Genomic DNA, 25440 nt, shown 5'->3' with positions numbered 1-25440 from the left:
ATAAAAGCAGTATTACTACGACTATTCTTTTAGAGCTTTAATAACTTCCTTGATGAATGCTTTAATAAAAGCCAAAATAGACGTTATTAATACAATCAATAAAAACACTACTGTAATAAAGCCAAATAAAAAACTGGCTAATTGCCAGATGAAATTTACCATAAATTTTATCTCCTTTTAAGCATAAGAAAAGCACCTAATCAAATTGACTAAGTGCTTATGATTTCTATTTGTTTAATATTGTCTTCTGAGTACGATTGATTGTCTATGACGATTTCATCTTCGCCATCAATATCATAGCCATCAAACCAATCAGAAACTTTACCAGCCACAGACGTACCATCATTTAAAATGATACGAACATCTTTATTTATATATTCCCACAATTTCATGAGGCACCTCCTTTAGTTTTATTATCGCTTGGTATTCTTGGAACTAAATGCGTTGTCGATTTTGAAATATGTATTGTGAATTCATCAGTCGCAATTGGGTTAGCTCCTGTTAAATCATGAATGCAATAAGCTACACCACTCTTAGTATCTATTTTAATAATAGCACTATACTGACCACTCTGTCGTCTAATAATTGTGCCGTTCAAATAATTATCGTTTATAATCTTTTGGACAGTCGCATTATCCACAGTAAGATAACCTGGTATTGGTTTTCCTTTTGACTTATTATGTTGTACATAATTATTATAAGCTTTATGATTTTGAGTGTGCCTATTTTGTTTGTCTTGATTAATAGTCAAAGACAAATCACCATTATTTATGTGTTCTTGCAGACGTGATTTAAGTCTTAACTGCTTGTATCCCTCAGCATTATTATACTTTAAATCAACAAAATCTGCCAGCGTTTTAGGAGTTCTTTCATCCCCTAAAATGTCTTTGTATTTGATGTATTGTTGGTTAGCTCTATCAATATCAGACTGTTTCAAACCGTCAACTTTATACAACGGTTTTACATGTTTAGTGTACCAGTCATCATAAGTCATATCAGCTGGAACAAGTATGTTTTTACCTGTTTTAGGGTCCTTCGCACGTCGTTTCTTACCTTTAGCCCACTTATCATCAAAGTAAGCAATGGTTGTCGAACGACACCAAGGGTGCATAGGTGGATAGTTAACGCCGACTGTCGCTTCTTTCGTTTTATAAACCATTTGGTCATGTTCACGGCAAATAGTCGACGTCCTTAAGTCAAGCGTAGCTACAAATTGATATTGACTGATGTCAGCTTCATCATAGCTTTTTAGTTCCATTTGACCATGATAATAAGCTGATTCTGTTCGAACCAATCGCCTTGAAGCATTCTTCCCAACATCAAAACGTTGTGAAATAATATCAGCAATATCACGAGTGCTACGCCCAGTCATAAGCCCAATTAAAAGCTCGTTTTTTAGGCTATCTGCTAGCGCCTGTGTGTTGTTCCAAATTCTGCTTGAATAATTATCCCCATACCAATTAGAACGCTGTAAACACGAAATCTCACGCTCCGGTAAGGTGTTAAAATCATATGCAACACCAAGGCGTTTTTGAAGCTCGTAAGTATGATGATAATAACTATCATTCATGAAATCAGAATAATAAGTATCCGATTGTTGCTTTTCGCTTTGATATACCTTGTTAGAAATATTATCAATCTGTTTCTGCAAATCATTAAAGCGATTAATTCTAAAAGCAAAAGCTGGGCTGTCTAAATCAGCTAACAATTGATTAATGTTTGAATTATCTGGTTGTGCTTGAAGCTGTCGTTTAAGATTATCAATTGTCTTATCATCTTTTATTGTCTTTAATACTAAACGTGCTTCTTTTTCAGTCAAGCCATAATCACGTTGAAACTTATCAAATACTTTGTTAGATTGTCTGGTTAAATAACGTTTGGCTTCGTCGTAAATGGCGTCAAACGAATCTGCTTGTTTTTCTGCTTTATCCATTTGATTAAAGATAAGCTGTGCTTTACGACGTTCCCAGTAGCTTAACTTCTTACTCATCTACATCATCTTCTTCGTCTAATGGCAAATTTTGGACAAATGCAGGCGCTTCGTCAGTCTTATTTTCTTGTTCTTCCTCAAGCGCTTTTAATTCTGCATCTGGATCTTCGACAAACGGCAATAAAGAAATCAATTGACGAAGACTAACCTTGCCATCAAGATTGTTGATGATTTGAGACAATTCAAGCAAATTCTTAGGCAAACCACGCTTATATTGTGGTACGATTGCTTTTGCGTCAAGTGCAATTTGTTTTAAACCTAAATAGTTACAAAATAGCTTAATACGCTTACGAAGTGACTTACTATAATGCTGTTCTTTAGTCTTAGTAATCATTTCTAAGCCCAACAGCTTGTACTCCATAGCCACACCAGACACATTACTAGCGAAATTCTCATCTGTTAAATTAGGAACATGACTAAATGTGTAAATGTCTTGTTTCAACGCTTTACGCAACACCTCAATAGCATTTTCATCTAGCACATTATTTAAGAAATCTGCCTTAGCATCTGGTGGTAATTCAAGCAAGCCTTCCTCACTCAAAATCTGCATAGCTTCGCGTGCTTCCTCTGCACTATCTGCTAAACTAGCACCGTAAAGCACCAAAATAGAATTGATAGCTTGTTCTTTATCGTTCACACGATTAGCAGTCAATGAATTATAGGCATCAATCAAACCTAGCTGTTGCTCATAATCACCAATCATTAAACTATTGTTTCGATACTCAACGATAGGAATAGCGCCCATATGATGTTCTTCTGGTGCTGATGACTTATTATTAACGTCCTCAAAACCTCGCAAAGTCATCTGATAATGGTAATTTTCCGTTAAAACCTCTGCTTTGTATGTGGTATTTTGACTAACATCATCTATAATATCATAATAATAAACAGCAAATAGAGGACATTGTTCGATAGAGTCATCATAAACAATAAATGTATTTTCTGGCTCAAGACTTCGAACGCTTAACTCTACTTCATCTTCCTTTGCATAAATAAATTCATATGCACGACCATAAATAGCCATATTTAAAGCATTTTCGTTATCTACATGGTCCACATCTGCTTTATCAAACGCATTAAGCAACGGTTCAATATCTGCTTCTGACGTATTCGTGTATGTGATACTGTTACCCATGAAATACCCAGTTGACGTGTCGGCAATATCTTTAGCGTGATTAGCAACTGTTTTAAAGTTTGGTAAATTTGACCGTCGTTTATGATTTAAAATATCATGCTTTCCAAGGTAGTAATCTTTCAACGTTTTCAGCCGTTTGCTTTCTGAAGCATGAACGGTGATAAGTTTATAAATAATGTCAAGATTTAGGTTTTCTTCGTCGTATTTGCTACGAGAATAAATCAATGTATCGTCCTGCATGTGACTCCTTTCTATAAACCATAAGCTGACTTACGTCGAACTTTAGCTTTTGTTTTAATTTTGTTATTAATACTTTCAACAATACCTGTTAGAGCATCTGCTGCGTCATCATGTGCGTTTTTACCTTCACGTTGGTAAGACATCAGTTCCTGATAAAGTTCAGGCCATTTGTGACGCCAATTCTCTGGAAAGTAAATGTGTTCAATCGCCCATGTAGCATTTGTCAAAATACGAGCTTGTTTATTTTGCGATTGATGAAACCAATTAAAAAGCGTGTAATGGTTGTTGTATTGTGTTTTAGTTAACCTTTCAACATTACGGGCAAAACCACGACCACCATTATTACTTTCAATATCGCATGTATTGACTTCATGCTTCGCTAATTTTCTGGCAAGCAATGGTTCGGTGACTTCCATTGGCTCTTTAGTAAAGACAATATCAAGAATATAAGCTTCATTGTCAGATGTCACACCGTAAATATAACTTGATAGATAGTCGCTTCCTGTATCCGCTGTATCGGTATAAGCACTAATACGTTTGAATTTAGGTCTTGTATCATAAGTTTTAAATCCAGAATACAAACGACCTTTTAAGTCAATTGGTTCTTGCTGGTAGTTAGCAGAAGCTATGTCAGCTCCCATGGTTTTAGTCTTTTGAAAATAAGCTTGTTTACTTAGGACTTCATCACAAAGCATGGTATCTGTCGCTTCATCATAAGCTTTCATGCTGATATGCTTGACCTTGTAATCAGACTTAGGAAGTTCAATCAGCGCCTTACCTGCCAAATCTTGCGAATGCCAACGTGTCATGATAATAATAATTTTCCCACCTTCTTCAAGACGAGACAGCATAGTATTTGTGAACCACTCCCAATGCTTTTCCAGGACAGTAGCGTTGTTAGCTTCTTCAGCATTTTTGATAAGGTCATCAACGATAATAATATCAGCACCAAAACCAGTCGCTGTACCAGTTGGACTGGTAGCCAGATAATTGTTATAGCCACCCTCTAAACTCCACAAGTTCATAGCGGCATCACCATATTTGATATGCGTATCTGGAAAAATGTCATTAAACACAGTAACGTCTTTATCTGCTTTCGTTTCTTGAATAGCATTTCTGACATTCTTTGAAAACACAGTTGATAACGTTTCGTTGTATGAGCCAGTCATTATCTTTTTGTTATTGTCATTTCCAAGTAACCATTGAACAAACATGCCTGCCGTCCTTGATTTTCCGTGCCTTGGCGGTTCATTGATAACCAAAACGTTATGCTCATCATCACTTAAAAAGCCTTGCAAATCATTGCAAAGCTCAACTAAGTATTTACGAGACGGCTTATAGAAATCACTTGCCATTAGATGACAATAATAAAAGAAATCACGACGAGCTAACTCAAAACGTGCTTGCTGTTTGATTGCTGTTTTATCCATCATCAATCAACTTCCTTAACTCATCTGTTGTCAGTCCCTCAAATGGATTAGACTGGTTCACATCAGCCCTAACATTAAGCTGTTTAGGTTCTTCCATACCAGCGTAATCAAGTATCATTTTAGCGGCATTTAAACGTGCTTGAGGTGATGCATCAACGTCTTGCAAAATATCAATTGTTTTATCAACTGCAATAGATGCCAAACCCGAAAAGCGCCTTTTTAACATACTCTTTTGCGCTTCGATTAATTCATCAGCAAATGCTAAAATTTCAACGTTTTTCATATTGTTGTAAGCTTGTGTATCAGCTGATTTTTCTGAATAACCAGCATAACGTGCTGCTTGACCTTGCTTCATACCTAAAGCAATCCCTTCAGCAAATTTCTTTTGCAGTTTCGTTAACGTCAATTCATCACCCCCAATCTAAAATAAAAAGCCACACAAACGTGTGACTGTCAGAGGAATAGTGGGAACTGCACCCACATATCTAAAGTAAAAAATTTAGTGCACTATCTATTTGTGCTATATTCCAACAGTTTGCCCAAAAGGCTGTACAGGCAAACACCGATATACTCAACCTGGATTGTATACCGTTTTTCAGCTATCCGCTCACGGGATATTTTTCACTTCCATTTATTTTTCAATGACAGCCGACGTGGCTCAGCTCATTTCAGGACTGTAAACCATAACAAATAAGGACGAGAAAGACCCTCAATAATCCTCGTCCTTATCTTCAAAACCTTGATGATAACATAATATCGCATTTTAGGTGACAAAAATATCGTGTTTTTTGTCATTTTTACGAAAAACCATAAAAATCAGCAAAAATTTCTAAAATTCGTTGACGTTTTCGGTAAATTGTCTTGATTGACATGTGCATTTTACCAGCAATGGCGTCCCAGGTATTCACGCTACCTCTTGCCCAACGTAACCAGAAAATGCGTTCCATATCGTCGTCTAACATATTCAACGTATTCTCCACTGCGTGTTTCTGCGCATACAAACTATTTAATCGCTGGTCACTATCCCAACGCGCTATAGTCGTTTCTGTTGGTTTAGACACAACATTGGTACGTCCACCCCCCACATTTTCGTCTATATTTGGAACGTCACTAATTTCTAGCTTTCTCACAGCAATCTTATGGTCAATGCTCACATAATCAAACAATAGCTCATCAAGTGCTTTTAATTGTGAATTACTCAATTTTCCCACTACTTCACAGCTCCTTTATGATATAATATAAACGTCATTTATATATATCTTAGGTCCTTGCGTGTGCAGGGGCTTTTTGTGTTTCCACAAAACGGGCAGGCGCACGACCCAAACATTGAATTACCATGAGGAAATATAGCAGCGCCTTGCATAATAACTAACTAGCGATAATTAGCGTTAGATTGATTTAATACAGAAAGATTTTAAGGAGTTCCTCTTTTCTATTTTTGATTTCGCTATGTTGCTAGCAAGTAACCCGATAAACTTCACTAGCGAATATACTAATTTGTGTAAGAAGGAGTTTTTTTCACCTCACAAAACCATATAAAATATTTCGGGTTATGCCTATGCGTGAAATCGAATCACGCTCAAGACCATCATAGGCACCGAATGATTATTTTAAAAAATCTGGAAAATACAAAGGAGTTCTAGACTGTCGACTGGCAAACAGTCATCATTGAACCTACTTTCTTTTTTAATTTTTAGTTACCAGTCTAATAGCAAGAGTGAGAGTTGCACTCACTCATTCAGCTTAGAACTGCATTGCTACCGAATTACCACTAGAAATTAATTATTAATGGAGTCGCTCACTTAGTCCAGCTATCAAAACTAAGGTCATAGCTCATCTTTCTAAAAATTTTTAATGATGATAGCTGTTATGCCTATTTGAGGAATGACCCTCAAATAAGCTCACAAATTTTTAATAATGAATTTGACTGTTGCAATGATGCACCAAATACATAAAATTAAAAGAAATATAAGTGCTGTAATACACACTAAGCTGAATATTAATTGTATTACTAACCACATGAAATCAATCATTATTGCCTACTCCTTTCGCTTGTTTATCTAACCAGTCCCAGATTAAGTGAAACTGACCGTTAACCAATTCATCATTACCGTATTTCTCGCAGATAGCCACAATGGACTGATTAGCCCATTCCCAGTAAGCGAGACTTCCAAAACCAACTTCTTGTGATTTCATATTGCTAGCCATCATCCATGCTGTGACTTCATTTTGAAAGAAATCAATATAATCAATCTTCATGACGCATAACCTCTTTCATTCGCTTTTCAATACGCTCATCTGGCAATTTGGCTCGTGTTAGTAATTTTTGTACCTCATTTGGTGGCACATACAGCAATTTAGCAATCTCAAGATAGCTTTTAAGCTGCTTTTCTTTCGTCCACGCAATGAACGCATCTAAGGTTTCTAGCGCATTTTCTGTGTGGTGTTCTGAAAACGTCACAGCGTGTTTAGCTCTTAAGTTATTCATATGTTTACTCATAAGTTTTCCAACCTCACGTATATTCCAACTGTGTCAGCCCAAAACTTTTCGATTATCTCACTAGCCACTCTTGAATCATTGACATAGAATCCCGTTCTTTCCATGCAATCTTTTAGCAACTTAACAAGATTATCTGTATCAGGCTTTGTATGCTTGTACTGACCGTTAGTCGTACCTTTGATTTTTGGAAACAGCCATTTAGTCGTCAACCTCAACGGACCGTCTAGCGGTTCATCTGGTGCATATGGTGCTAACAATTCCATGAACATTGCCCGCGTTTCCATTAGTTGGTCTGGCTCATAGAATTGTGGCTTACCATGTATAACACGAACTTTCTTTTGCTGGTGAGTGACTGTTGGAATTTCTTTCATAGGTAAGAAAAATTCAATCATCAGATAGCTCCCTAGAAACTGCACCAAGTGTCGCACTGGCACTCATAAGCAATCCAAATGTGTAATCTGGATTAAGTGCCATTTCTTCAAAATCCTCTTCACATTTATCCAATAAACAATCAATTTTATTTTTTAGATTGTCAATAGCTTTTTTGTTTAATGTCATTTTGTCAACTTCTTTCTCTTAAAAAAACTTCATACATCGCCATTTCTTTTAGCTTATCGCCAATACATTGAATTTCAATCAATTCTCTATCAGTATATCCATCCAATTTTCTTGATTACTTTAACAAGCATTTCTCTTAGATCTTCAATTGGTATCCTTTGCATCTCAACTGCACCTCAATAATCTTCCTCGCTTCGGTTACTAACCAAGTCATAATCAAGGTCAATATTTTCAATTTCAGCACGTTGTTTCAAAATACTGAGATAAGTTTGCATAGTATAATATTGACTTTCAAGTAATGCCACTGGACAATTTAACTCAAAGTCTAATTCTCCATAAAGATGCTTATCTAATAATTTACCTAACCTTTCAGTGCGCTTTTTTAGTTCTTGATATTCAATAATCATTCTAAGTTTATAAATTTCCATTTTTACACCTCCCAATCTTTAACTCCAGACCATATTCCAGTTTCTGGATCATATTCAACATAACCTGCACTTTTTAGTTGTGAAAAAGTCCATTCTAACAAATTAGGTTGTTTCGCAATCCATTGAAGCACTTCTGAGTTTTCAGCAAAGTATTCTTCGTTAGGTAATTTATGATAAAGCGGAGGCATATATTTTCCGACTTCTAATTTCTTAGATCTTACTTTTTTATGTCTAGCCATTTTTACCTTCTTTACAATTTTTACGTTTCCATGTGCGCCTTTGTCAAAGTTTAGACAAAGGATAAAGGGGCAGAGCTTACAGCCCCTTTTCCTTTTCTCTTTGACTTTTGACGAAGGAAAAACAATCTATTACGACTTTTAAGTCTATTGCTTTTCTTTTTCCGAAAATAACATGTTTTTTTCGCGTTTTTTTCCTAGCTAGAAATACTTGAAAAAAACATTATTTTTCGTACTAGGAAATGAAAAAAACGTACTCTTTCACGTTGTTTTCAACATGTTTTTTTCTTTCTTTCGTAAAATGCAGTTTTTGAAAAAAACGTTATTTTTCATTTTTTTCTACATTAGCAACTTGATAAATTATTCCTTTTTGAGCGATAAAATCTTCATGTTCTTTCACATAATTCAGCACGGTTCTCTCTGTAGTGTCCAGATACTCAGCTAATTCTTTTTGAGTTACTGGAGTCGAACCGTCAGATAATGCACTATAAGCTGTTTCTAATTTTTCTTGTCTTTCTTTGAGTTTTTCTTTCTTAGACTTTCTACTATCCTTAGCTTTCTGCCATGCAGGTTTACTGTCTTCCAATTGAATATCTGCAAGAACACCTGTTGTATCCACAGAGTGAACTGGATAGCTGAACCACATATTGACTGGTGGGAACTTCGCAAATTCACGAAGCGTACCCTCAACACGCCACGCAGTAGAAATCTTGATAGATTCTTCGACTTGCTGGATTTCGTGCAAGTATGGCTTTCTGACCATGATGTCGTCAAGTGCTTTGTCAAAATGTTTACTCATCTGTGCGACACTTTGCAAGTCATCAAGTGTGATTTCATGCTGGTAATAGTCTAGGTTCTTTTCTTGGATAGCACGTTTAAACACGTCGCATTTCGCTTTGTCAGTACGTTGTTTAAACAGATTGTCGTTTAGTTCAAGTTCGACTAAGTCAATCAACGCGTCTGGATCACGAGCAAACACTCCCGAACCGCTAGCACGGTCCATTGATTTCTTGCCACCTTGAGCCCCTTTTGAATGGTGGTGACAGTAAATCACACTACAACCTAGCTCAGTTGCTACTTTGTCAAACTGATTGGTAAAGTGTGCCATTTGGTCTGCGCTGTTCTCATCCCCAGTCAGCACCTTATAAATCGGGTCAATGATGACCGCTTGATAATTTTTCTTAAGTGAACGTCTGATCAGCTTAGGTGCTAACTTATCCATTGGCACAGTCTTACCACGCAAATTCCAGACGTCGATATTTTGAACATTATTTGCTTGAAGTCCCATAGCGTCGTACACGTCTTTAAAACGGTGCAATGCTGACGGTCTATCAAGTTCCAGATTGACATATAAGACACGTCCTTGTTCACATTGCCAACCTAACCACTTGCTGCCCTCTGCAATCGCAATTGATAGCTCAATCAAGGCGAATGATTTTCCAGCTTTGGAAGGACCAGCGATAAGCATCTTATGTCCTTGACGCAACACGCCGTGAATCAATTCTGGTGCTAAGTCTGGCATGTCGTTCCAGCTGTCTAACAGTCCTTCAGGGTCTGGTAAGTCGTCGTTTAAATCTTCGACCCACTGATACCATTCATCATAATTTGCTTTACCAATGTTGGTGTCAATCAAAAATTGTTTGTGTCCGTTACGTGTGACACCTGGCATGCGTGATAGACGGCTAGGATTGCGGTTCTGCGTATCAATATCAAGCCCATTCTTCTTACAGATTTGATATATGTAATCAACACGTTTCCTGTACTCTTGATAATCACGCGCATCTACTTTCACGACTGCGTGCAATGATTTCTTACCAGAATGGACAAGCGTTGCAATTGGTAACTCTAACTCTTTAAACAGCGCATATTGCTTACCAATGTCTAATGTATCTGATTCGACTAGCGCATAGCGATAATCTGTGACGTTGTCGTTCTTAACGCCTTTCCCGTCAAGTGGATTGAAACGAATCCACGCACCTGCTTCTTCCTTATAATCACCAAAGACAGCTCCAATATCGTCAGGTGTTTTTTGCAACAATTGGATAAGCTCACCAGCTGTCCTATCAAAATTCCCTTGTGTTGGCTTATAAATCGTGCCATTGTCTGTTTCAATTGGATATGTCGCAGTCACGTAGCCGACTAGATCCGTTGAATCAAACAAGGTTTCTAGATATCTAATCAAATCTTGTGCAGGTTGCCAATTTAATGGCTCTCTGATTTCTTTGGATTCAATCCAGTTCTTATCAACGATTTGATAGTCACGGTCAATGGTATCTTCCCAATCCAGCTCATGGAAATCACCACGACCACTTGACGCAGGTTGCCAGCCATTATCCTTTGCTAGCTGCGTGATAGTAGCTCCTGTTACGACACTACCTGCTTCTTCGTTGAAAGTATCCCATTTTTTGAAACACTCTCCACGTTTATAACGTGTATCAGCTTGTGACCAGTTATCCCAGTCCATAGCGGTATAACCTTCGTGTTTCAAAGCCATACCAATTTGGCACCAAGTCGCATAATCTACCATGGCAGGATTGATATAATCCAGCAATGGTAGCAGTTCAAAATCTCTCTCTGCCATGTTTATCCTTTCTTATTTATTCTGGTTTAAATTCCGCTGGTCGAATACCACGAGGAACACGCCAACCGTTTGCAGCAATGCGATTGATTAGGCTACTTGCGCTGTCGAATGTCCACATACCAACATTTTTAAACCCGTAGCGTTCAAGCAAACGAATTTGTTTAGGTGTGGTTAGCCCTTCTGTTTGACGTTTCTTAAGTCGGTCTAACAGCTTGCTAGCCTTACCAAAATTGCCAATATCATCAGTAAAGATACCGAACTTCTCTAATGCTTTTAGTTGTTTGTCTGTTGGCGGTGTCATCTCAATGCCAAACGCTGGAACATAGTCCGCTAAGTCCTCGGCTTGGATAGACATTTCAAATTGTAGTGGGTCAACTAATCGACGTTTACGCTTGCGCATTTCTGACAATTGTTTTGCAAGTGCTTCTTCACGTTTAGCCACAACGTCCTTGCTAGCTGTTTCTTCAGCTTCCAGCAATTCAAATTGTTGGTTCGTCTGTTCAGCCATGTTTTCAACCATTTTCTTAGCCACTTCTGGGCTGTCAGTGATTAGATGTGCTGGTCGGCATAGTTCGTGGCGTTCTGTATGCCAAAGGAAATCCAGAATCAACAAATTCTCTTTACCTTCTGCTAAGCGCGTGCCACGTCCTACCATTTGACTATACAGCGCTCTAACCTTTGTCGGTCTAAGCACCACAACGCAGTCAACGCTCGGACAATCCCAGCCTTCAGTCAGTAACATTGAATTACACAAAACATTGTATTTACCTTCGTCAAAGTCAGCTAAAATTTCCGCACGGTCTTCTGACTCGCCATTCACTTCAGCAGCTTTAAAGCCCTTCTTGTTTAAAATGTCACGGAATTTCTTAGACGTCTTTACCAATGGTAAGAATACAACTGTTTTCCTGTCTGAACATTGCTTAACCATTTCATCTGCGATTTGTTCCAAATATGGATCTAACGCTGTTCCAACTTCGCTAGCCTTGAAATCACCCGCTTGTTGACTAACACTTGATAAATCCAACGTCAACGGGATAGTAACTGCTGTAATCTTTGATAAATAGCCAGATTTGATTGCGTCAACAATCGAATATTCATAAGCGAGACTATCGAAATATTCGCCTAGATTGCGACGATCAGATCTGTCAGCTGTAGCTGTAACTCCCAATACATCTGCGCAATCAAAGTAATTCATTACTTTTTGGTAACCATCAGCTAAAATATGGTGCGCTTCGTCTACAATAATGACATCCCAATAATCTTTTGGAAATTGTTCAAGTCGTTTATCTCTTTGAAGCGTTTGGACACTACCAACAGTTACACGATACCATGACCCTTGCGAAGTCTGCTCAGCTTTTTCGACCGAGGCACCAAGCCCAGTAACTTTTTTTAATTTATCTGCTGCTTGTTCTAGCAATTCCGAGCGGTGAGCTAAAATAAGAACACGTTTTCCTTGCCTAACCAATTCCTCGGTTAACTTAGTAAAGACTACGGTTTTCCCACACCCTGTTGGCAAAACTAATAACGTTCTTTTATGACCTTGCTCCCATTCTGACAAAATAGAGTCAATACTTTCTTGCTGATAGCTTCGTAATTCCATTTCACCAACTCCTTTGAGGTGTGTTGACGATTCTATCAATCGTCCAACCTCGCTCTACTCTGTGCTGTAATGCTGCATAAGATACCCCTAGCTTTCTGGCAAGTTCTGCCATTGTATAAGTTTTGCCTTCAAATGTAATCAAATGATTTTTACGAGTGTTGTTTGCTTGAATATAGTTATCTACCCACCTGCAATTAGAGGGTTCATAATTACCATTAACATCAATGCGGTCAATCGATAAGTTGTCGGCATATCCGTGTGATAATGACCATTCTCTGAATTTTGAATAATCCTGCCATTCGTCACAAATCTTTACCCCTCTATCACCATATCTTGCAAAATCTGGACGATTAGGATTATTACATCTTTGACGCATATTAAGCCATGTTTGGTATAAACGCTCCTTGTGTGAAAATCCATGTTTTACTTTTTTACATCCACAACTTACTGTGTGACCAGATAGTAAGGAATCTGATTTAACATGAATAGTTTTTCCGCATTTGCACTCGCAGACAAACTTAACAACAGGCTTACGACCGTTCCCGACATCTTCGGAACGGCGTAATACCCTTAGAAAACCAAAAGTCTGACCAGTTAAATCATTCTTTAATTTTCTTGTTTTCATTGTTAGCTACCTCTTAAAATTGCCCAGCTTGAAAACCTGCAGGTTGTTGTGGGGATTGTTGAGGTTGTGGTGTTGTTTGATAATTTTGTGCTGGTTGTTGATAAGTTGGCTGTTGCGGTTGTACGTTTGCGTTCAACACTTTTGTCCAATCAACGTCGTCAGCGTAAATCATGGCTCTAATATTGTCATATTCACGGTCGGCATATTGAGCAGTACCTTTACGTTTGTTTACTCGGCAAACACCTTTTGCGCCAATGACACTATTCCAATTCATACGAAGTGGTTCACCGTGTTTCTTTTGACCGATTGCGCCAAAGAACGCTGATAGCGTACCTTCTGTTGACGTGTGCAAGAATAAGTTGTGTGTTAATTGTGCAATACCTTCTGCTGTTTCAATTTGAAGGGTAAGTGTTGCTTTATTACATGCTGGAAGTTTTCCTGGCTTTTGTGGGTTTGGTGTGTGACGTCCACGTTCTAAGTTAGTGACTGTGAATTGGTAGTCACCAGGCGTGAGCTGTACGAATTCTTTTGGGTCTGTGGTAATTTCATCATCCCACCCTAATTCATGGTCAAAGTTATTGTTAAATTGTGTCATGTTAATTTCTCCTTTTTGATTAAGCTAAAATTGTAATATTGCCTTGCTCTGCAAGTTGTGCTTTCAAGTAGTTAGCAACGTTGTTGATTGCATCTAAGCGCCATTTACCACCATCTGCGCTAAATAGTGCCATTTCTGCATTTTTATCGATACGAAATACAAATTGGCTAGCTGGTTGTTCCACCTCTGCAAATGTGCGGTATGGACGTAGCATGACTGGGTTTGGTGCTTTAGCTTTTGCTAAGTTAGCTACTCCAGTTTTAACAGTCGTTGTTTGGCTAACACCGTTATCAACAATTTCTGAACCATTGTCAATTTTAAGCGCACTTGCAAAATTCAAAACAACGTCGCGGTCATCTGTATCTTCAAATTTAGATTGTAGGTAAACGTTGAAGTCAGTTGATGACATGTAGTAACCGTATTGAATACTTGGGATACGTGCTTCAACGCTAACAAGACGTGTACGTACTGCTTTTTCATCATCTTCAGTATAGACAGACACTTGAGTTGGACTTTCCACAATAACCATTAAACGTTGATAGCTAGTGTTGTTAAGTCCTGATTTAAGGTAGTCGACTAAACTATCAAGCGTGCATAATTCAAGTACATCTGGATAAAGTTTCGGTTCAAGCTCAACAAGATTAGCTTTTGAGTCATCATAGTAGTGTTTGTCATCAACTGTGATGATTTTTTCTTCACGGCTTGCTAACTCAACGCCGTATGCAATAGCTTCTTTAATGTTTTCTGACATAATTAATTACCTGCTTTCTGTTTATTAAAATCAATGACATCTTCATTAATGCCTTTTTCTAGCGCTTCGATTGGTTCGCCAATATCGGTACGCAAGACCGCTTCATTGTCGAAATAGGTTTGACCAGGAACGCTACTAAGCAATTCGTTAGCGTAGACCTTACCGTCTTTCTGACCAACAAGGACGGTTGTTGCTGCACCTTTTTGAGGTGCTAGTGTTGATTTCACTTCCATTGCTGTGCTGACAGTCTGACGACTTTCGTCAGCTTTCATTGTGAGCGTAATCGTTAACTTACGCGCTGGCTTGCTTTCAGTATTTGGATCAAGAATGTTGTCAAAGATTTTTTCAAGTTCTTTGTCTACTTTTTCTTGTAGACTCCCTTCACCGATAGCTGACAAGTCTAATTTAATTGTTTTATCCATTGTGATTCCTTTCTAAAATGGCAAGATACGATTATCTTTAATCATGCTAAACACTTGTTCCCAAGCGCCAATAAGAACACCGTCAATAAATCCTGGGTCATACATGATAACTGGCGTGTCTTCTGGATAGTAACCCTTTTGAGCAACTGCCTTTTGGACTTCAAGCTCTGTGACTTGATTTTGTATCATCAAATCACGCAGAGCTTGTGGCAAGGCTAAATTAGGCTCTTGGTAAGGTTGACGTTCTGGCGCAGGCTGCGTTAAGCTTTCAGGCGCTTGTGACGGTTGCTGTGGCGTTTCTTGCGCCTGTGGTTGAGCCTCTGGCGCTGGTTCAGCAGTTGGTGTTTGTTCCTGTGCTGGTGCTTGTGGAGCAGGTTCTGGCACTGGTTGTTGTGGTTGTGGTTGAGGTGTAGGCTGTGGTTGTACCGTTGCTTGATTAAAGATGTGTGCAATACCTGCATAATCAAACGTCATTTCCTCTGGTAAACCATGACGATTTTTAGCGTCCCAAGCTGGGTGGTGTTGCGTGTATAGAACACGTTGCCCACCAGTAGCCTTTTTCTTACCGTTATCGGCTGTCATGACGACTGTTTTATAATTGGCAAACAAAACCATATCAGCCCATTCTTTAACTAACGGTGCCGTCTGTGAACTTGTCTTTTTACCAAGTTTAAGTTCCCAACGGTCGTAAGACCCCATTTCGTCTGGCTGTTCAAATTTACGCATTTGAGCGTGCGCTGTTAACACAACGTTGATACCTAAATCGACCAATTCACCAAGTTGATTGAGCAAACGCCCCATTTCTTCCTTAGTGTATGTGTAGCCATTCCCCCAACCGAAATCCTCAATACCTTTCTTGCCATGTTGTGCGCAGACATCTGCAATGACTAAACTTTCTGCCCAGTCAATCGTATCAATGACAAGCGTCTTACAAACAGTTGGATTAGCTTTGACCCATGCAATTTCATTTTTTAGCATGGTATAGCTTGACGGTTTATTCAAGCGTGAAACGTCCATGTTGTCGGTTGATCCTTCGGTGTCAATAAATACTGCTCCTGGGAATTGTGATGCAAAGGTTGATTTACCAATACCTTCTGGACCATAGATGACTACTTTTTGGGCTCGTGCGCGTTTTCCTTTTGTGATTTGCATTAATCGTCACCCCCAAAAATATCATCAAGCGCATCAAATAGCATTTTAGCCTTGCTTTGATTGTCGGCCTTAATTTCTTCTGGTTCTTCACCGTCTAGTGTCGTGAGTGTATATTCAGTTTCAACTTTTAGTGGTTCTGCTTCAAATGCTTGCAACAAGCCTTCGTATTTTTCCTTATCTTCTTTGAAATTCTCTTCAGGAATAGAAAGCGCTGATTTAATTTCTTTGGTATAGTTAGCTGTAAATGCTAGAGCATCTTCATTGTTTTTATACGCGCTTAGAAAATAACCTTTTTCTTTGTTGCGAAATACGATAAATGTTTTAGTTTGTTTCATTGTTTTTTCTCCTATTTCTTAAAATTTGCCTGCTTGCCAGCCTTGGGCTTTGACTTTATCTAACTGCGCTCCAACTTCGCTAATTTGCTTATTTAGCGCTTTGTTTTCGATAGAGTAGCCGTCCTCGATAATTACAGCACACTCATCACCAGTTGACACTCTTGTGGCAATGGCTTGTAAGCTTTCTTGTTCTAACCAATTGCCGAACTGTTCAAGTGTGATTTGGTCCATTTGTTCTAGTTTGTCAATCAGAACAAAACCACATTCTGGTTTAAGCTTACGAACAATCGCAGTAGCCACCATAAGCTGTTGACTACCAGACATGTTATCCCATTCTTGACCTTGGTAAAGTAGCTTACCGTCGTTAACTGACAAGCCTTCAAGTGGCAAGTCTGCGTTGGTTAACAAGTCTGTTTTTTGTTGACGAACAGCTTCGATTTCGTTAGTCAATTGATTGTATTGTTCACGTTGTTGTTTAGCGTCGTCCTCAGCTTTATCTTTGTCAAGATTAGCGCGAACACGTCTGTTAGTTTCGTCAATACGCGCAATATTTTCTTCGATTTCAGCTGTTGACTCGTCGTGCAAATCCATAGCGTCAGTCTGTGCAATCTGTAAATCTTCCGTTAGCTGGTCCAATTGTTGTTCAGCCGCTCTAAGCTTCTTTTTTAGTTCATCAACTTCTTGTTGTTTGAAGTCGTAGTTTTGTTGAATGACTGTCACGTTTTGACGCTTACGAGCATTCTCACCATTCTTAGCTAAGATAGCTTGCTGTTGTTGGATAAGCTCGGAAATGCTAACCAGTTCTTTCGGTGCATCTGGATAGTATGGCTGTTCTTTGGCGAACTTTTCTTTTTGGTCAGCAATCACACCAACTGCGTGGCGTTGATTATAGATTTCCTTTTCTTTTAGCTCCAATTCAGCTAGCTGGTCACTAACACCAATGATTTGTAAAAGCGTGTTAGCCTTGTCTTTTGGCGTGCTGTCCATGAATTTAGGAAGATTGATAGCTAACTCTTCCACGAAGCTATCTAACAGCTGTTGCCCTGCTTTTTGGCCATTTGGGTCAACTACTTTAAGCGCACTATTCTTACCTTTACGTTCCACAATCAGCCCATTTGAAAGTGTCACTTTAAGCGTAGGCGGTACCATTGACCCTTCACGCTCTGCTTTACTTGGCTTGTATTTGTTACCACCAAGAGCCCAAGCAATACTATCCAGAACACTTGTTTTACCTTGGTTATTATTCCCACCAATTACAGTTAAACCAGTTGCAGATGGTTCAATTTTAACTGCTTTGATGCGCTTGACGTTTTCGATTTCAAGTTTATTGATTGTCACCATCAAAATCCTCACTTCCAATCCTGAATGTATTAACTTCTACCGTTTTAGTCTCTGTGATAATTTCACTGTTTTCTAAAGCGAAGCCAAGCAGTGCATTCGTGACACTTGTCAATGTATAACCACATTTGTCTGCAATTTCAGCGATTTCATTGTAAATATCAATATCACACCCAATACGACCATATCCATTTTGTTGAGCTCCTAATTTTTGTTTTGCCAATCTCATTTTGTCATAACCTTTCTAATTTCTAGTTGGTCAACTTCATCAAGTTGATTGATACATTTATCAAGCGTTGATGGCAAGATATAGCCCTCAGCAATGATAATGTCGAGTAAATTTGCTTTTGCGACTGTCGCAAAGTAATGTTTTGTCAGTTCGTTGTTTAGACGTTTGTTTTCGTCTTTCAAGAACTCATTTTCGTTAATAACTTCTTGTATCATGTCAACCTCTTTGAATGTATCGTGTCATAGCATTTTGCGCTTTAATAACATTGTCGTAACGTTTTGCTTTTGTTTCCCAACTTTCAAACACGAATTCTGGTTGAGTAGTTTCTTGTTTGTTAGGTTTTGTAAAAATCCAGTTAAATAATGTCATAATAAAACCTCTGCTTCTAATTTCATGTTTTTTAGCATTTCTGCTAATGTTTCTTTTTTACTCAAATATCGGTTACGTGATTTCCATTTAACAAATAGCTCAAATCCTTTGTAATTGATAAAAACTATTCGATGTGTAGGATTGTCGATGTATTTCCTAAACTCTGGATGCTCACGCATTTCGGCTGCCCACTGTTTGGCAACGCTCTTGCTCAAACCTTCCCAACGTTGCATCAAGTGATCATAATCGCCCCATTCAGCATCTTCGTTGATTCCGACAGCCTTGTAAGTTATTTCGACTTTCGGCATAGCGTGCTCCTTTTAAATGTGATATAATCTAGTTAAGTTTATTTTTGTTAGTGACTGATTGCCGTCAGTCGCTTTTTTGTGTCCAAAATACATGCACCGTCCTTTCTATAGTTAAGTCCTTTCCGTGATATAATATTTTTGGAAAGGAGGTGAAAGTTATGCCCAAAATTAAAGTAACGTTTGCTGATGGTTCAACTATTATTTTTCACGAAGAACAAGGTTTTCAAACTATTGTAAAAAGAGATAATGAAACTTCATTAGGTGAATTCTTTTCACTTTGGAACCACATTCGAGAAGGATTAATTCCAAGTTTTACTACATTGCTTGTAAATAGTTCATTTTTTTATGATGTTGAAAATCCATCAGTTGTTTACTCTTCTTCAGCTGTAGTTAAAGTTGAAGAATTATAATTAATCTTGCTATTCAATGCTTGACTTGCGATTTCAGCTTGAATAGCTTTTTTAATAGCCTGACCATGTTCAGTTAAACTTGCATTTTGTCCGACTAATAGAATGGCTTCCTGATAAGTTTCAGATTGAACCAATGCTTGTGTAGCTTTGACTTTAACTAAGTCTTCCACTTCTTTTGCTAAATTTTCCATAGGCTTTTGCTCCTTTCCTATGATTGATGTTTTTTGAAGTCGGCTTGACAGTTGACCAGCATCAATGGATGCAGTGGCTATATTTCCACTTCGTATATCTTTTTCATTGATTCTCATTAATAAATCAATATCATTAAGTCGTTGAATTGCTTTTTGTAATTCTTCGGCTTTTTTTAGAGCTACTTCTGTTGCTGTTATAAACTCAGCTAGATTTGTAATTTCTACGTTAAGTTTCATGTGTTATCCTTTCTAAATTTGATATAATGGGAATAAAAAATGGAGGTAAAATATGCTTTACTACGCAACTATCATAGTTATAATCGCTCTTTTTTGTTATTTAGAATACTCTGATAAAAAATCAGATTATCTACAGGTCAAAGAACTTTCTGAACATTTTGACAAATGGATAAGAACCGACTCTGAAACTGTTAAACCAAGCAATGCTGTCTTCACAAGGTTATATAAGAAGCGCTATGGTAAAGAAAGTTTTGCCAAAAATATTGTTCAACGAAATGCTAATGTAATTGCTACTAATCAGATAGATGTCATCGCTAGTTTTCCTAGTCTTAATCAGAACATTTTAGGAGACCAAATTGTACTTTTAGATAATTTAAAGTCATACTACGAACTTCAATTTCAAGATGTTCACTCTCTACGCCATTTCATTCACTTTGTTCTTTCCCTTCCACTCCAATTACTTAAATACCTTGGAATTAGCGAAGAGAAGACCTCTAGCAAACTATTTCAGATTATTTTTTGGTTAGTTGGACTTTTTCTTCCTCCACTAAAAGAATTGTTACTTGAATTTATTGACTTTATACTTACTAAGAAATAAAGTCCATTCTACAAACCAGTCACGAATGCTATAAATTAATATAACCGTCATGATGAATTTAAACACAAGCCATAGCCAACCACTTGAAAAGCAATACAACAGAATCGTAATAACTGCCCACACTATCAAACTAGCGCCATCTTCAGCTAGTTTTTCTTTTTGTTCGTTCATACATTACCCCTCAAATTCTTCCCAAGGTTCACGAATGCCAAGTTTTTTTGATACTAGTAATTTAAAACTATCGCTACCATAACCTTCTTTCAAAAGCCTTGTAATCATTGCCGAAGAAACACCACACACTTGTGCCAAATCACTTTTCGACCAACCTTTTTGTGACATTTTTTCTTGGACAAGAGTAATCCATTTTTGATGTTGTAAACTCATGTTTGCTCCTTTCTAAAAAATATATAGTGTAAATCAAAAGAATTAGTAAATAATTTTATAAAATTCTTGACAAACTTTTATACTATGGTGTAAAATAAATCCATAAAGAAAACACTTGATAAAACGTTATTAAATCAATCTTTTACGCTCGCCAAAGCTATATTGAATTTTGATAAGTTTTAACAAGTTACTTTACTAACTCTTTAACTTACAAAAACTATTTTATATTATAGTGTAAAATAAGTCAAGAGATTTTTACACTTTTTTATAAATATTTTTTGTCATCCTTAAGAAAGGCTGATATATCAATGTTTTCAACATTTGAAAAAATAAAGGAATTATCTAAAAAGCAAGGTGTAAGTTTACAAAAAGTTGCTGAAGATTTAGGTTTTAGTGTAAATTACCTATACACTTTAAAAGAAAAAACTCCAAAATCTGACCGTCTACAAGAAATCGCTGATTACTTTAATGTTTCTACTGATTATCTCTTGGGACGTACAGACAATCCTACAATTGCTTCCAACAAAAATAACGATCTTATAACCTCTCAGGAACAGCAAGCTCTTGTTATGTTTCGTAAAGAAACTGCAAATATGACTGACATGGAAAAAGAACGTTTTAACAATGCTCTTTCAGGGCTAATGCAGACTGCTCGTAGCCTTATCGAAGATGATTCAAACTGGAAGTAGGTGTTTTATTTGGAATATCGTTTTATCGATTCTGCAGATTACTACCTTTATCAGCAGAAAGCTAATTACTTCTTAAATGAAGTTAGCCGCTATTTTAATTTATCATTTACAGAAATCACTAGCAAACATGTTATTGATTACTTTGAAAGAAAATACAATATTTTATTTGTTTTTCTTGATGTTGATCAATACGAAGAATACTTTAGAGATATTGGCGGACGTCAAGCTACTAGAGAAGATATAAAATATAAAGGTATAGTCAATAACTGCAAAATAAAATTTGTACCTAAAGAATTTTGCGACCCTTTATCTGGTGTAACCATGACTTATGATTGTTCAGACAGATATGTTGTCTATATTAATCAAAGACCTATCTTAGGTAGAGTTATGTTTTCAATTCTACATGAGTTAAGTCACATTTTTGCTCATTTTGAAGGTAATAAAAAGCAGCGTATGTATGCTTCTATGATGTCTAACGTGTCTAACATTTCTACTGGAAATTATCCAAAAGAATTGCAGCCAATCGAAGATGAAGCAAACACACTAGCTTCTCTGTTCTTGCTAAATGATGAAAGACTAAAAAATAGTATTTTAAATGGTAAAAATTTCAATGACTTAATCAGAGAAAATTATATGTCTGGTGCAGCAATCATGAACCGTTTAAAGAATTTTTTAGTCTATAACTACTGCATTCCTATCCAAGAAGCAGTTCAAATAGTATTGGATTATCGAAATGGTTACAATTCCACAATTCAATCAATTGTATTTTGATAAAACGATAACACTAATAGAACATACTAAAAGTTAATACAGGAGGAAAAAGAAAATGGGATTTTTAGACAATAACAGTTATAAACGTACTGATAAAATCGGACCTTTAGAAATTGATAGAGCTAACAAGGTATATCGAATCCACGGAGCAAATAAAGCTAAAGGTTCAAGTCTTGTCGGTGGTACAGCTAAAACCATTGGTAAAGCGGGCTTGGCAATGGGAACTGGTGGCTTATCACTTATCCCTAGTATGGTTAAGAAATCAAAAAACGATACTGACTGGTACTCATTTGAAGAGTTAGTATCTTATGATTTAATCATTAACGACCAAGCCGTTGTGTCTGGTGGTGTTGGTCAAGCGCTTGTTGCTGGAGCTGTATTCGGTGGCTTGGGCGCAATTGCTGGCGGTATTACTGCTAAGCGAAAAACAACAACTAAAATCTTAAACATGACCATTCGTGTTACTTCAAACGACTTTAGCAAACCTGTTGTCTTTATCGACCTTCTTAGAAAACCTGTAAAAAACACGTCTAAAGAATATAAAGAAGCAATTGAAAATGCTCAACGTATTATTGGAGCTTTAGATGTTATTGCGCATAATGCTTAAAATCTGCAAATAGGAGAGAAAAGTAATGGAGAAAAGTAAACTGCCCTTTTATTATAGAAATTGGTTTTGGATTGTACTGTTTTTATTAGGACCAGCAACATATTACATTACAACTATTGCTGCGGTTGTTTTAATGTTAGCTAAAGACGAAGAGCTGCCGTCTTTATCAAAAGAAGATTATGCAAAATATAAAGAAACTATTGAACGTCAAGATGAGTCAATTGTTATTGTAAAAAATGCTAAGACCGAAGCTAAAGGGCTTATTGATGACGCAAGTAATAAGGCTAAGCAAATTATAAGTGATGCGAATAGCAAAAAGGAAAAATTGGATGGCGAAATCGCAACTCTAAATAAAGAGAAAGAAAAAATTGATTTACTTTTATCAGAAAGTGCAGATGAAGCGTTATTCAAAGAGACTACCGTTGATTTTAGCGACAATATTTCAGCAAACGAAATAAAAAACGAACTATCACTTGAAAAACTTAATGAAAAAGAGTTAATAAAGAACGATAAAGCCGTTACAAAATATGATAAATCTAGCACTAAAACTATGCTAAACAAACAAACTAAGCAATTGTTGCGCGCTTTTAATTCGGAAGCAGACTACTATATTTCCAACGTTACAATCCGAAATGTGGATAATTATAGAAATAAGCTTGCCAAATCCTTTGAAACTTTAAACAGTCTTTTTAAGATTGATGGAGTTCAATTAAATCAAAAATTGCTTACATCTAAACTAAAGCAGTTAGATATTATTTATAAGTATCAAAAGCAACTTGATAATGAAAGAGAATTACTAAAAGCTCAAAAAGAAGAGATTCGTGAACAACAAAAAGTTGAAAAAGAAATTCAAAATGCTAAACGTAAACTCGAAAAAGAAGAAAGACAATTTAATAATGAACTTTCTAAATTAATGAAGTATCTCAGTTCTGCTAAAAATGAAGTTGAACAAAATATCTATGCAGATAAAATCAAGGAACTTGAAGAAAAAATTAAGATTCTTGAAAAAGATAAACAAAACGTTCTTGATAGAGAATCAAATACTCGTGCAGGATATGTTTATATCATTTCAAATATCGGCTCGTTCGGCAAAAACGTTTATAAAATTGGTATGACTCGCCGTTTAGAACCAATGGATAGGATTTCAGAGTTATCTAGTGCTTCTGTTCCATTCCCTTTTGATGTCCATGCACTTATCTTCAGTGAAGATGCACCAGCTTTAGAAAATACTTTGCATAACTACTTTAGAAAACAAGAGGTTAATAAAGTAAATCAACGCAAGGAGTTCTTTAAAGTTGATTTAGAAGAAATTAAAAAATTAGTTCATAAAGAATATAATAATACTGTTCACTTTACGGATTTAGCCGCTGCTGAACAATATTTTGAGACTTTAAAAATTGAACAACAAGAACTAGCAAATTAGTAAACAAAAAATCCCTACACTCCCTGTCGCCAAACTTAGAGTGTAAGGAATAATTGGTAGTATAGTAAAAGCCTGCATGCGGTAGGTCCTTTACTATACCCATTTTAACAAAAAAGTGAGGTAAAAACAATGTTTGTCGAAAAACACAAAAGCGGAAAAGTCAATTTTGGGGAACGTTACAAAAATCCATACACAGGCAAATGGCAAAAAGTCACTATCTTAATGGACAGAGACACCCCAAGGACAAGAAAGCAAGCTCAAAAGATACTTCAAACTAAAATAGCGAAAAAAATAAGCACGCTAGAATCCTCTGAAATGTCGTTTACAGAGCTTTTCGATAGTTGGTGGGCATTTCATAAACAAGAACTAAAACGCTCTTCTATCGCTTCGCTGAAGGGAAATATCAAAGAAATCAGAGACACTTTTGGGATTGACGTCAAAGTCACCAATATCGACCCCAAATACGTCCAGAATTACTTAGATAATTTGAAGGGATCTAGGAATAAGAAAGAACGCACAAAAACATTACTCAACCAAGCCTTTGATTATGCTATGACGTTAAACATTACCCAAGACAATCCTGCCAGACGTGCCAAACTACCTAGAGTTAAAAAAACCTTAGAAGACTGGAAAAAAATCGAACAAAAATATCTTGAAGAAAATGAAATTCAACCATTTTTAAAAGAATTTAGACGAAGACCTAACACATATAGACTTGCTTTATTAGCCGAATTTATTAGTTTGAATGGTGGACGAATAAGTGAAATTGTTAGTATAGAACCTGCGAACATCAACTTTGAAACCAGAATTCTTCAACTACACGGGACATATGATCATACAGATGGATATCAAAATGGTGAAAAAACTTCTCCTAAAACACCTGCATCCTATCGTGAAACGTTTATGACAAAACGAGAAATGGAAATCATCAAAGAATTTCAATTCATGAACGAGATTGAAAAGAATACTAACCATCGTTTTAAAGATATGGGATATATTTTTACCACTAAAAACGGAGTTCCGATTCAAACTAACTCATTTAATGAAGCAGCTAAGAAAGCAAACCTAAGACTTGAAAGACCAATACCAAAAGAGATTACTAGTCACATCTTTAGGCATACTCTCGTTAGTCGTTTAGCAGAAAACGGAACTCCTTTAAAAGCAATCATGGAACGAGTGGGACACTCTGATGCTAAAACTACTATTCAAATTTACACTCACGTAACCAAAAAAATGAAAACAGATGTAACAAATATACTTGAAAAATACTGATTTTTGTTCCAAATTTGTCCCACAACACTAAAAAAA

General features: G+C 36.8%; 34 protein-coding genes. 7 read left to right on the top strand and 27 right to left on the bottom strand.

Features of this window, described 5'->3' with window-relative positions:
* Positions 1-209: 209 nt before the first annotated feature.
* The 25 genes from CCC20_RS08940 to CCC20_RS08820 all read right to left on the bottom strand — a co-directional run bounded on the left by CCC20_RS08940 (position 210) and on the right by CCC20_RS08820 (position 18822).
* A complete protein-coding gene (locus CCC20_RS08940; RefSeq protein WP_058692247.1) occupies positions 210-392 on the bottom strand; it encodes a hypothetical protein in 183 nt (60 codons plus the stop codon).
* Positions 389-1990 (bottom strand): minor capsid protein, encoded by a 1602-nt coding sequence (locus CCC20_RS08935; protein WP_058692246.1) that lies wholly within the window; start codon positions 1988-1990, stop codon positions 389-391. Before CCC20_RS08935 ends, CCC20_RS08940 begins: the two co-directional genes overlap by 4 nt.
* Positions 1983-3365, bottom strand: coding sequence for a phage portal protein (locus CCC20_RS08930; protein WP_058692245.1), 1383 nt, complete (start codon positions 3363-3365; stop codon positions 1983-1985). Before CCC20_RS08930 ends, CCC20_RS08935 begins: the two co-directional genes overlap by 8 nt.
* 11 nt (positions 3366-3376) lie before the next feature.
* Complete coding sequence (gene terL / locus CCC20_RS08925; RefSeq protein ID WP_058692244.1) at positions 3377-4798, bottom strand: phage terminase large subunit; 1422 nt, start codon at positions 4796-4798, stop codon at positions 3377-3379.
* A complete protein-coding gene (locus CCC20_RS08920) occupies positions 4788-5201 on the bottom strand; it encodes a terminase small subunit (RefSeq protein WP_058692243.1) in 414 nt (137 codons plus the stop codon). The genes terL and CCC20_RS08920 overlap by 11 nt, the downstream gene beginning before the upstream one ends.
* Positions 5202-5592: 391 nt before the next feature.
* Positions 5593-6006 carry a DUF722 domain-containing protein gene (locus CCC20_RS08915; protein ID WP_287180044.1) on the bottom strand — a complete coding sequence of 138 codons (414 nt, stop codon included), beginning with the start codon at positions 6004-6006 and terminating at the stop codon, positions 5593-5595.
* 814 nt (positions 6007-6820) lie between these two features.
* Positions 6821-7054 (bottom strand): hypothetical protein, encoded by a 234-nt coding sequence (locus tag CCC20_RS08910; RefSeq protein WP_117575070.1) that lies wholly within the window; start codon positions 7052-7054, stop codon positions 6821-6823.
* A complete protein-coding gene (locus CCC20_RS08905) occupies positions 7044-7283 on the bottom strand; it encodes a hypothetical protein (RefSeq protein ID WP_117567239.1) in 240 nt (79 codons plus the stop codon). The genes CCC20_RS08910 and CCC20_RS08905 overlap by 11 nt, the downstream gene beginning before the upstream one ends.
* A gap of 8 nt (positions 7284-7291) precedes the next feature.
* Positions 7292-7687, bottom strand: coding sequence for a RusA family crossover junction endodeoxyribonuclease (locus tag CCC20_RS08900; RefSeq protein ID WP_287180039.1), 396 nt, complete (start codon positions 7685-7687; stop codon positions 7292-7294).
* On the bottom strand, positions 7680-7853 hold the full coding sequence (locus CCC20_RS08895) for a hypothetical protein (RefSeq protein WP_195990910.1): 174 nt from the start codon (positions 7851-7853) through the stop codon (positions 7680-7682). Before CCC20_RS08895 ends, CCC20_RS08900 begins: the two co-directional genes overlap by 8 nt.
* Positions 7854-8029: 176 nt before the next feature.
* A complete protein-coding gene (locus tag CCC20_RS08890; protein ID WP_287180036.1) occupies positions 8030-8281 on the bottom strand; it encodes a crAss001_48 related protein in 252 nt (83 codons plus the stop codon).
* Positions 8282-8283: 2 nt separating this feature from the next.
* Positions 8284-8520 (bottom strand): hypothetical protein, encoded by a 237-nt coding sequence (locus CCC20_RS08885; protein ID WP_287180034.1) that lies wholly within the window; start codon positions 8518-8520, stop codon positions 8284-8286.
* Between the two features lie 319 nt (positions 8521-8839).
* The gene (locus tag CCC20_RS08880; protein ID WP_287180032.1) at positions 8840-11098 is read right to left on the bottom strand and encodes an AAA family ATPase; all 2259 of its coding nucleotides are present in this window, start codon (positions 11096-11098) and stop codon (positions 8840-8842) included.
* A gap of 16 nt (positions 11099-11114) precedes the next feature.
* Positions 11115-12698: a DEAD/DEAH box helicase gene (locus CCC20_RS08875; RefSeq protein WP_287180030.1), complete on the bottom strand. Its 1584-nt coding sequence runs from the start codon at positions 12696-12698 to the stop codon at positions 11115-11117.
* A 1-nt stretch (position 12699) separates the two neighbouring features.
* Positions 12700-13323 (bottom strand): hypothetical protein, encoded by a 624-nt coding sequence (locus CCC20_RS08870; RefSeq protein WP_077496289.1) that lies wholly within the window; start codon positions 13321-13323, stop codon positions 12700-12702.
* Positions 13324-13336: 13 nt separating this feature from the next.
* Complete coding sequence (locus CCC20_RS08865; RefSeq protein WP_287180027.1) at positions 13337-13918, bottom strand: hypothetical protein; 582 nt, start codon at positions 13916-13918, stop codon at positions 13337-13339.
* A 19-nt stretch (positions 13919-13937) separates the two neighbouring features.
* On the bottom strand, positions 13938-14669 hold the full coding sequence (locus tag CCC20_RS08860; RefSeq protein WP_117575056.1) for a hypothetical protein: 732 nt from the start codon (positions 14667-14669) through the stop codon (positions 13938-13940).
* Between the two features lie 2 nt (positions 14670-14671).
* Positions 14672-15091, bottom strand: coding sequence for a hypothetical protein (locus tag CCC20_RS08855; RefSeq protein WP_144356663.1), 420 nt, complete (start codon positions 15089-15091; stop codon positions 14672-14674).
* A 12-nt stretch (positions 15092-15103) separates the two neighbouring features.
* Complete coding sequence (locus tag CCC20_RS08850; RefSeq protein ID WP_287180023.1) at positions 15104-16243, bottom strand: ATP-binding protein; 1140 nt, start codon at positions 16241-16243, stop codon at positions 15104-15106.
* The gene (locus CCC20_RS08845) at positions 16243-16578 is read right to left on the bottom strand and encodes a hypothetical protein (RefSeq protein ID WP_287180021.1); all 336 of its coding nucleotides are present in this window, start codon (positions 16576-16578) and stop codon (positions 16243-16245) included. Before CCC20_RS08845 ends, CCC20_RS08850 begins: the two co-directional genes overlap by 1 nt.
* Positions 16579-16596: 18 nt before the next feature.
* Positions 16597-17922, bottom strand: a complete 1326-nt coding sequence (locus CCC20_RS08840; RefSeq protein ID WP_287180020.1) for an AAA family ATPase — start codon at positions 17920-17922, stop codon at positions 16597-16599.
* On the bottom strand, positions 17903-18145 hold the full coding sequence (locus CCC20_RS08835; RefSeq protein WP_058692231.1) for a hypothetical protein: 243 nt from the start codon (positions 18143-18145) through the stop codon (positions 17903-17905). The genes CCC20_RS08840 and CCC20_RS08835 overlap by 20 nt, the downstream gene beginning before the upstream one ends.
* Positions 18142-18360 (bottom strand): hypothetical protein, encoded by a 219-nt coding sequence (locus CCC20_RS08830; protein WP_058692230.1) that lies wholly within the window; start codon positions 18358-18360, stop codon positions 18142-18144. The genes CCC20_RS08835 and CCC20_RS08830 overlap by 4 nt, the downstream gene beginning before the upstream one ends.
* Before the next feature lies 1 nt (position 18361).
* The gene (locus tag CCC20_RS08825; RefSeq protein WP_162261893.1) at positions 18362-18514 is read right to left on the bottom strand and encodes a hypothetical protein; all 153 of its coding nucleotides are present in this window, start codon (positions 18512-18514) and stop codon (positions 18362-18364) included.
* Positions 18511-18822 (bottom strand): hypothetical protein, encoded by a 312-nt coding sequence (locus CCC20_RS08820; RefSeq protein WP_058692229.1) that lies wholly within the window; start codon positions 18820-18822, stop codon positions 18511-18513. Before CCC20_RS08820 ends, CCC20_RS08825 begins: the two co-directional genes overlap by 4 nt.
* A gap of 158 nt (positions 18823-18980) precedes the next feature.
* Between CCC20_RS08820 and CCC20_RS08815 the strand changes: the two genes are divergently transcribed.
* Positions 18981-19232, top strand: a complete 252-nt coding sequence (locus tag CCC20_RS08815) for a hypothetical protein (protein WP_058692228.1) — start codon at positions 18981-18983, stop codon at positions 19230-19232.
* Here CCC20_RS08815 and CCC20_RS08810 read toward each other — a convergent pair.
* The gene (locus tag CCC20_RS08810) at positions 19193-19660 is read right to left on the bottom strand and encodes a hypothetical protein (protein ID WP_238374688.1); all 468 of its coding nucleotides are present in this window, start codon (positions 19658-19660) and stop codon (positions 19193-19195) included. The genes CCC20_RS08815 and CCC20_RS08810 overlap by 40 nt on opposite strands.
* Positions 19661-19712: 52 nt before the next feature.
* Between CCC20_RS08810 and CCC20_RS08805 the strand changes: the two genes are divergently transcribed.
* Complete coding sequence (locus tag CCC20_RS08805) at positions 19713-20258, top strand: hypothetical protein (RefSeq protein WP_058692227.1); 546 nt, start codon at positions 19713-19715, stop codon at positions 20256-20258.
* Between the two features lie 174 nt (positions 20259-20432).
* Here the strand turns inward: CCC20_RS08805 and CCC20_RS08800 are convergent, their stop codons facing one another.
* Complete coding sequence (locus CCC20_RS08800) at positions 20433-20642, bottom strand: MurR/RpiR family transcriptional regulator (protein WP_058692225.1); 210 nt, start codon at positions 20640-20642, stop codon at positions 20433-20435.
* 308 nt (positions 20643-20950) lie between these two features.
* Between CCC20_RS08800 and CCC20_RS08795 the strand changes: the two genes are divergently transcribed.
* From CCC20_RS08795 to CCC20_RS08775, 5 genes are all read left to right on the top strand, one after another.
* Complete coding sequence (locus CCC20_RS08795; protein WP_058692224.1) at positions 20951-21331, top strand: helix-turn-helix domain-containing protein; 381 nt, start codon at positions 20951-20953, stop codon at positions 21329-21331.
* A gap of 9 nt (positions 21332-21340) precedes the next feature.
* A complete protein-coding gene (locus CCC20_RS08790) occupies positions 21341-22102 on the top strand; it encodes an ImmA/IrrE family metallo-endopeptidase (protein ID WP_144356668.1) in 762 nt (253 codons plus the stop codon).
* A 55-nt stretch (positions 22103-22157) separates the two neighbouring features.
* Positions 22158-22709, top strand: a complete 552-nt coding sequence (locus tag CCC20_RS08785) for a hypothetical protein (protein ID WP_058692222.1) — start codon at positions 22158-22160, stop codon at positions 22707-22709.
* A 25-nt stretch (positions 22710-22734) separates the two neighbouring features.
* Positions 22735-24132 (top strand): SNIPE associated domain-containing protein, encoded by a 1398-nt coding sequence (locus tag CCC20_RS08780; RefSeq protein WP_058692221.1) that lies wholly within the window; start codon positions 22735-22737, stop codon positions 24130-24132.
* Positions 24133-24261: 129 nt separating this feature from the next.
* Positions 24262-25404, top strand: a complete 1143-nt coding sequence (locus CCC20_RS08775) for a tyrosine-type recombinase/integrase (RefSeq protein WP_287180011.1) — start codon at positions 24262-24264, stop codon at positions 25402-25404.
* The last annotated feature ends 36 nt before the right edge of the window (positions 25405-25440 follow it).

Origin of the sequence: Streptococcus sp. LMAG:39 (assembly GCF_008680485.1) — a bacterium.
Lineage (GTDB): Bacteria > Bacillota > Bacilli > Lactobacillales > Streptococcaceae > Streptococcus > Streptococcus pasteurianus.
The sequence above is the reverse complement of the archived record's forward strand: the minus strand, read 5'-3'. Positions and strand labels throughout refer to the sequence as shown.

Bases quoted from the DNA above. Each gene is read 5' to 3' on its own strand.
- CCC20_RS08785 (WP_058692222.1), top strand. From the start codon at position 22,158: ATGGGATTTTTAGACAATAACAGTTATAAACGTACTGATAAAATCGGA.
- CCC20_RS08895 (WP_195990910.1), bottom strand. From the start codon at position 7,853: ATGACATTAAACAAAAAAGCTATTGACAATCTAAAAAATAAAATTGAT.
- CCC20_RS08800 (WP_058692225.1), bottom strand. From the start codon at position 20,642: ATGAGTTTACAACATCAAAAATGGATTACTCTTGTCCAAGAAAAAATG.
- CCC20_RS08780 (WP_058692221.1), top strand. From the start codon at position 22,735: ATGGAGAAAAGTAAACTGCCCTTTTATTATAGAAATTGGTTTTGGATT.
- CCC20_RS08855 (WP_144356663.1), bottom strand. From the start codon at position 15,091: ATGGATAAAACAATTAAATTAGACTTGTCAGCTATCGGTGAAGGGAGT.
- CCC20_RS08795 (WP_058692224.1), top strand. From the start codon at position 20,951: ATGTTTTCAACATTTGAAAAAATAAAGGAATTATCTAAAAAGCAAGGT.
- terL (WP_058692244.1), bottom strand. From the start codon at position 4,798: ATGATGGATAAAACAGCAATCAAACAGCAAGCACGTTTTGAGTTAGCT.
- CCC20_RS08865 (WP_287180027.1), bottom strand. From the start codon at position 13,918: ATGACACAATTTAACAATAACTTTGACCATGAATTAGGGTGGGATGAT.
- CCC20_RS08815 (WP_058692228.1), top strand. From the start codon at position 18,981: ATGCCCAAAATTAAAGTAACGTTTGCTGATGGTTCAACTATTATTTTT.
- CCC20_RS08910 (WP_117575070.1), bottom strand. From the start codon at position 7,054: ATGAAGATTGATTATATTGATTTCTTTCAAAATGAAGTCACAGCATGG.
- CCC20_RS08890 (WP_287180036.1), bottom strand. From the start codon at position 8,281: ATGGAAATTTATAAACTTAGAATGATTATTGAATATCAAGAACTAAAA.
- CCC20_RS08930 (WP_058692245.1), bottom strand. From the start codon at position 3,365: ATGCAGGACGATACATTGATTTATTCTCGTAGCAAATACGACGAAGAA.
- CCC20_RS08835 (WP_058692231.1), bottom strand. From the start codon at position 18,145: ATGAGATTGGCAAAACAAAAATTAGGAGCTCAACAAAATGGATATGGT.
- CCC20_RS08825 (WP_162261893.1), bottom strand. From the start codon at position 18,514: ATGACATTATTTAACTGGATTTTTACAAAACCTAACAAACAAGAAACT.
- CCC20_RS08810 (WP_238374688.1), bottom strand. From the start codon at position 19,660: ATGAAACTTAACGTAGAAATTACAAATCTAGCTGAGTTTATAACAGCA.
- CCC20_RS08860 (WP_117575056.1), bottom strand. From the start codon at position 14,669: ATGTCAGAAAACATTAAAGAAGCTATTGCATACGGCGTTGAGTTAGCA.
- CCC20_RS08900 (WP_287180039.1), bottom strand. From the start codon at position 7,687: ATGATTGAATTTTTCTTACCTATGAAAGAAATTCCAACAGTCACTCAC.
- CCC20_RS08940 (WP_058692247.1), bottom strand. From the start codon at position 392: ATGAAATTGTGGGAATATATAAATAAAGATGTTCGTATCATTTTAAAT.
- CCC20_RS08905 (WP_117567239.1), bottom strand. From the start codon at position 7,283: ATGAATAACTTAAGAGCTAAACACGCTGTGACGTTTTCAGAACACCAC.
- CCC20_RS08805 (WP_058692227.1), top strand. From the start codon at position 19,713: ATGCTTTACTACGCAACTATCATAGTTATAATCGCTCTTTTTTGTTAT.
- CCC20_RS08880 (WP_287180032.1), bottom strand. From the start codon at position 11,098: ATGGCAGAGAGAGATTTTGAACTGCTACCATTGCTGGATTATATCAAT.
- CCC20_RS08775 (WP_287180011.1), top strand. From the start codon at position 24,262: ATGTTTGTCGAAAAACACAAAAGCGGAAAAGTCAATTTTGGGGAACGT.
- CCC20_RS08875 (WP_287180030.1), bottom strand. From the start codon at position 12,698: ATGGAATTACGAAGCTATCAGCAAGAAAGTATTGACTCTATTTTGTCA.
- CCC20_RS08830 (WP_058692230.1), bottom strand. From the start codon at position 18,360: ATGATACAAGAAGTTATTAACGAAAATGAGTTCTTGAAAGACGAAAAC.
- CCC20_RS08885 (WP_287180034.1), bottom strand. From the start codon at position 8,520: ATGGCTAGACATAAAAAAGTAAGATCTAAGAAATTAGAAGTCGGAAAA.
- CCC20_RS08820 (WP_058692229.1), bottom strand. From the start codon at position 18,822: ATGCCGAAAGTCGAAATAACTTACAAGGCTGTCGGAATCAACGAAGAT.
- CCC20_RS08850 (WP_287180023.1), bottom strand. From the start codon at position 16,243: ATGCAAATCACAAAAGGAAAACGCGCACGAGCCCAAAAAGTAGTCATC.
- CCC20_RS08870 (WP_077496289.1), bottom strand. From the start codon at position 13,323: ATGAAAACAAGAAAATTAAAGAATGATTTAACTGGTCAGACTTTTGGT.
- CCC20_RS08935 (WP_058692246.1), bottom strand. From the start codon at position 1,990: ATGAGTAAGAAGTTAAGCTACTGGGAACGTCGTAAAGCACAGCTTATC.
- CCC20_RS08845 (WP_287180021.1), bottom strand. From the start codon at position 16,578: ATGAAACAAACTAAAACATTTATCGTATTTCGCAACAAAGAAAAAGGT.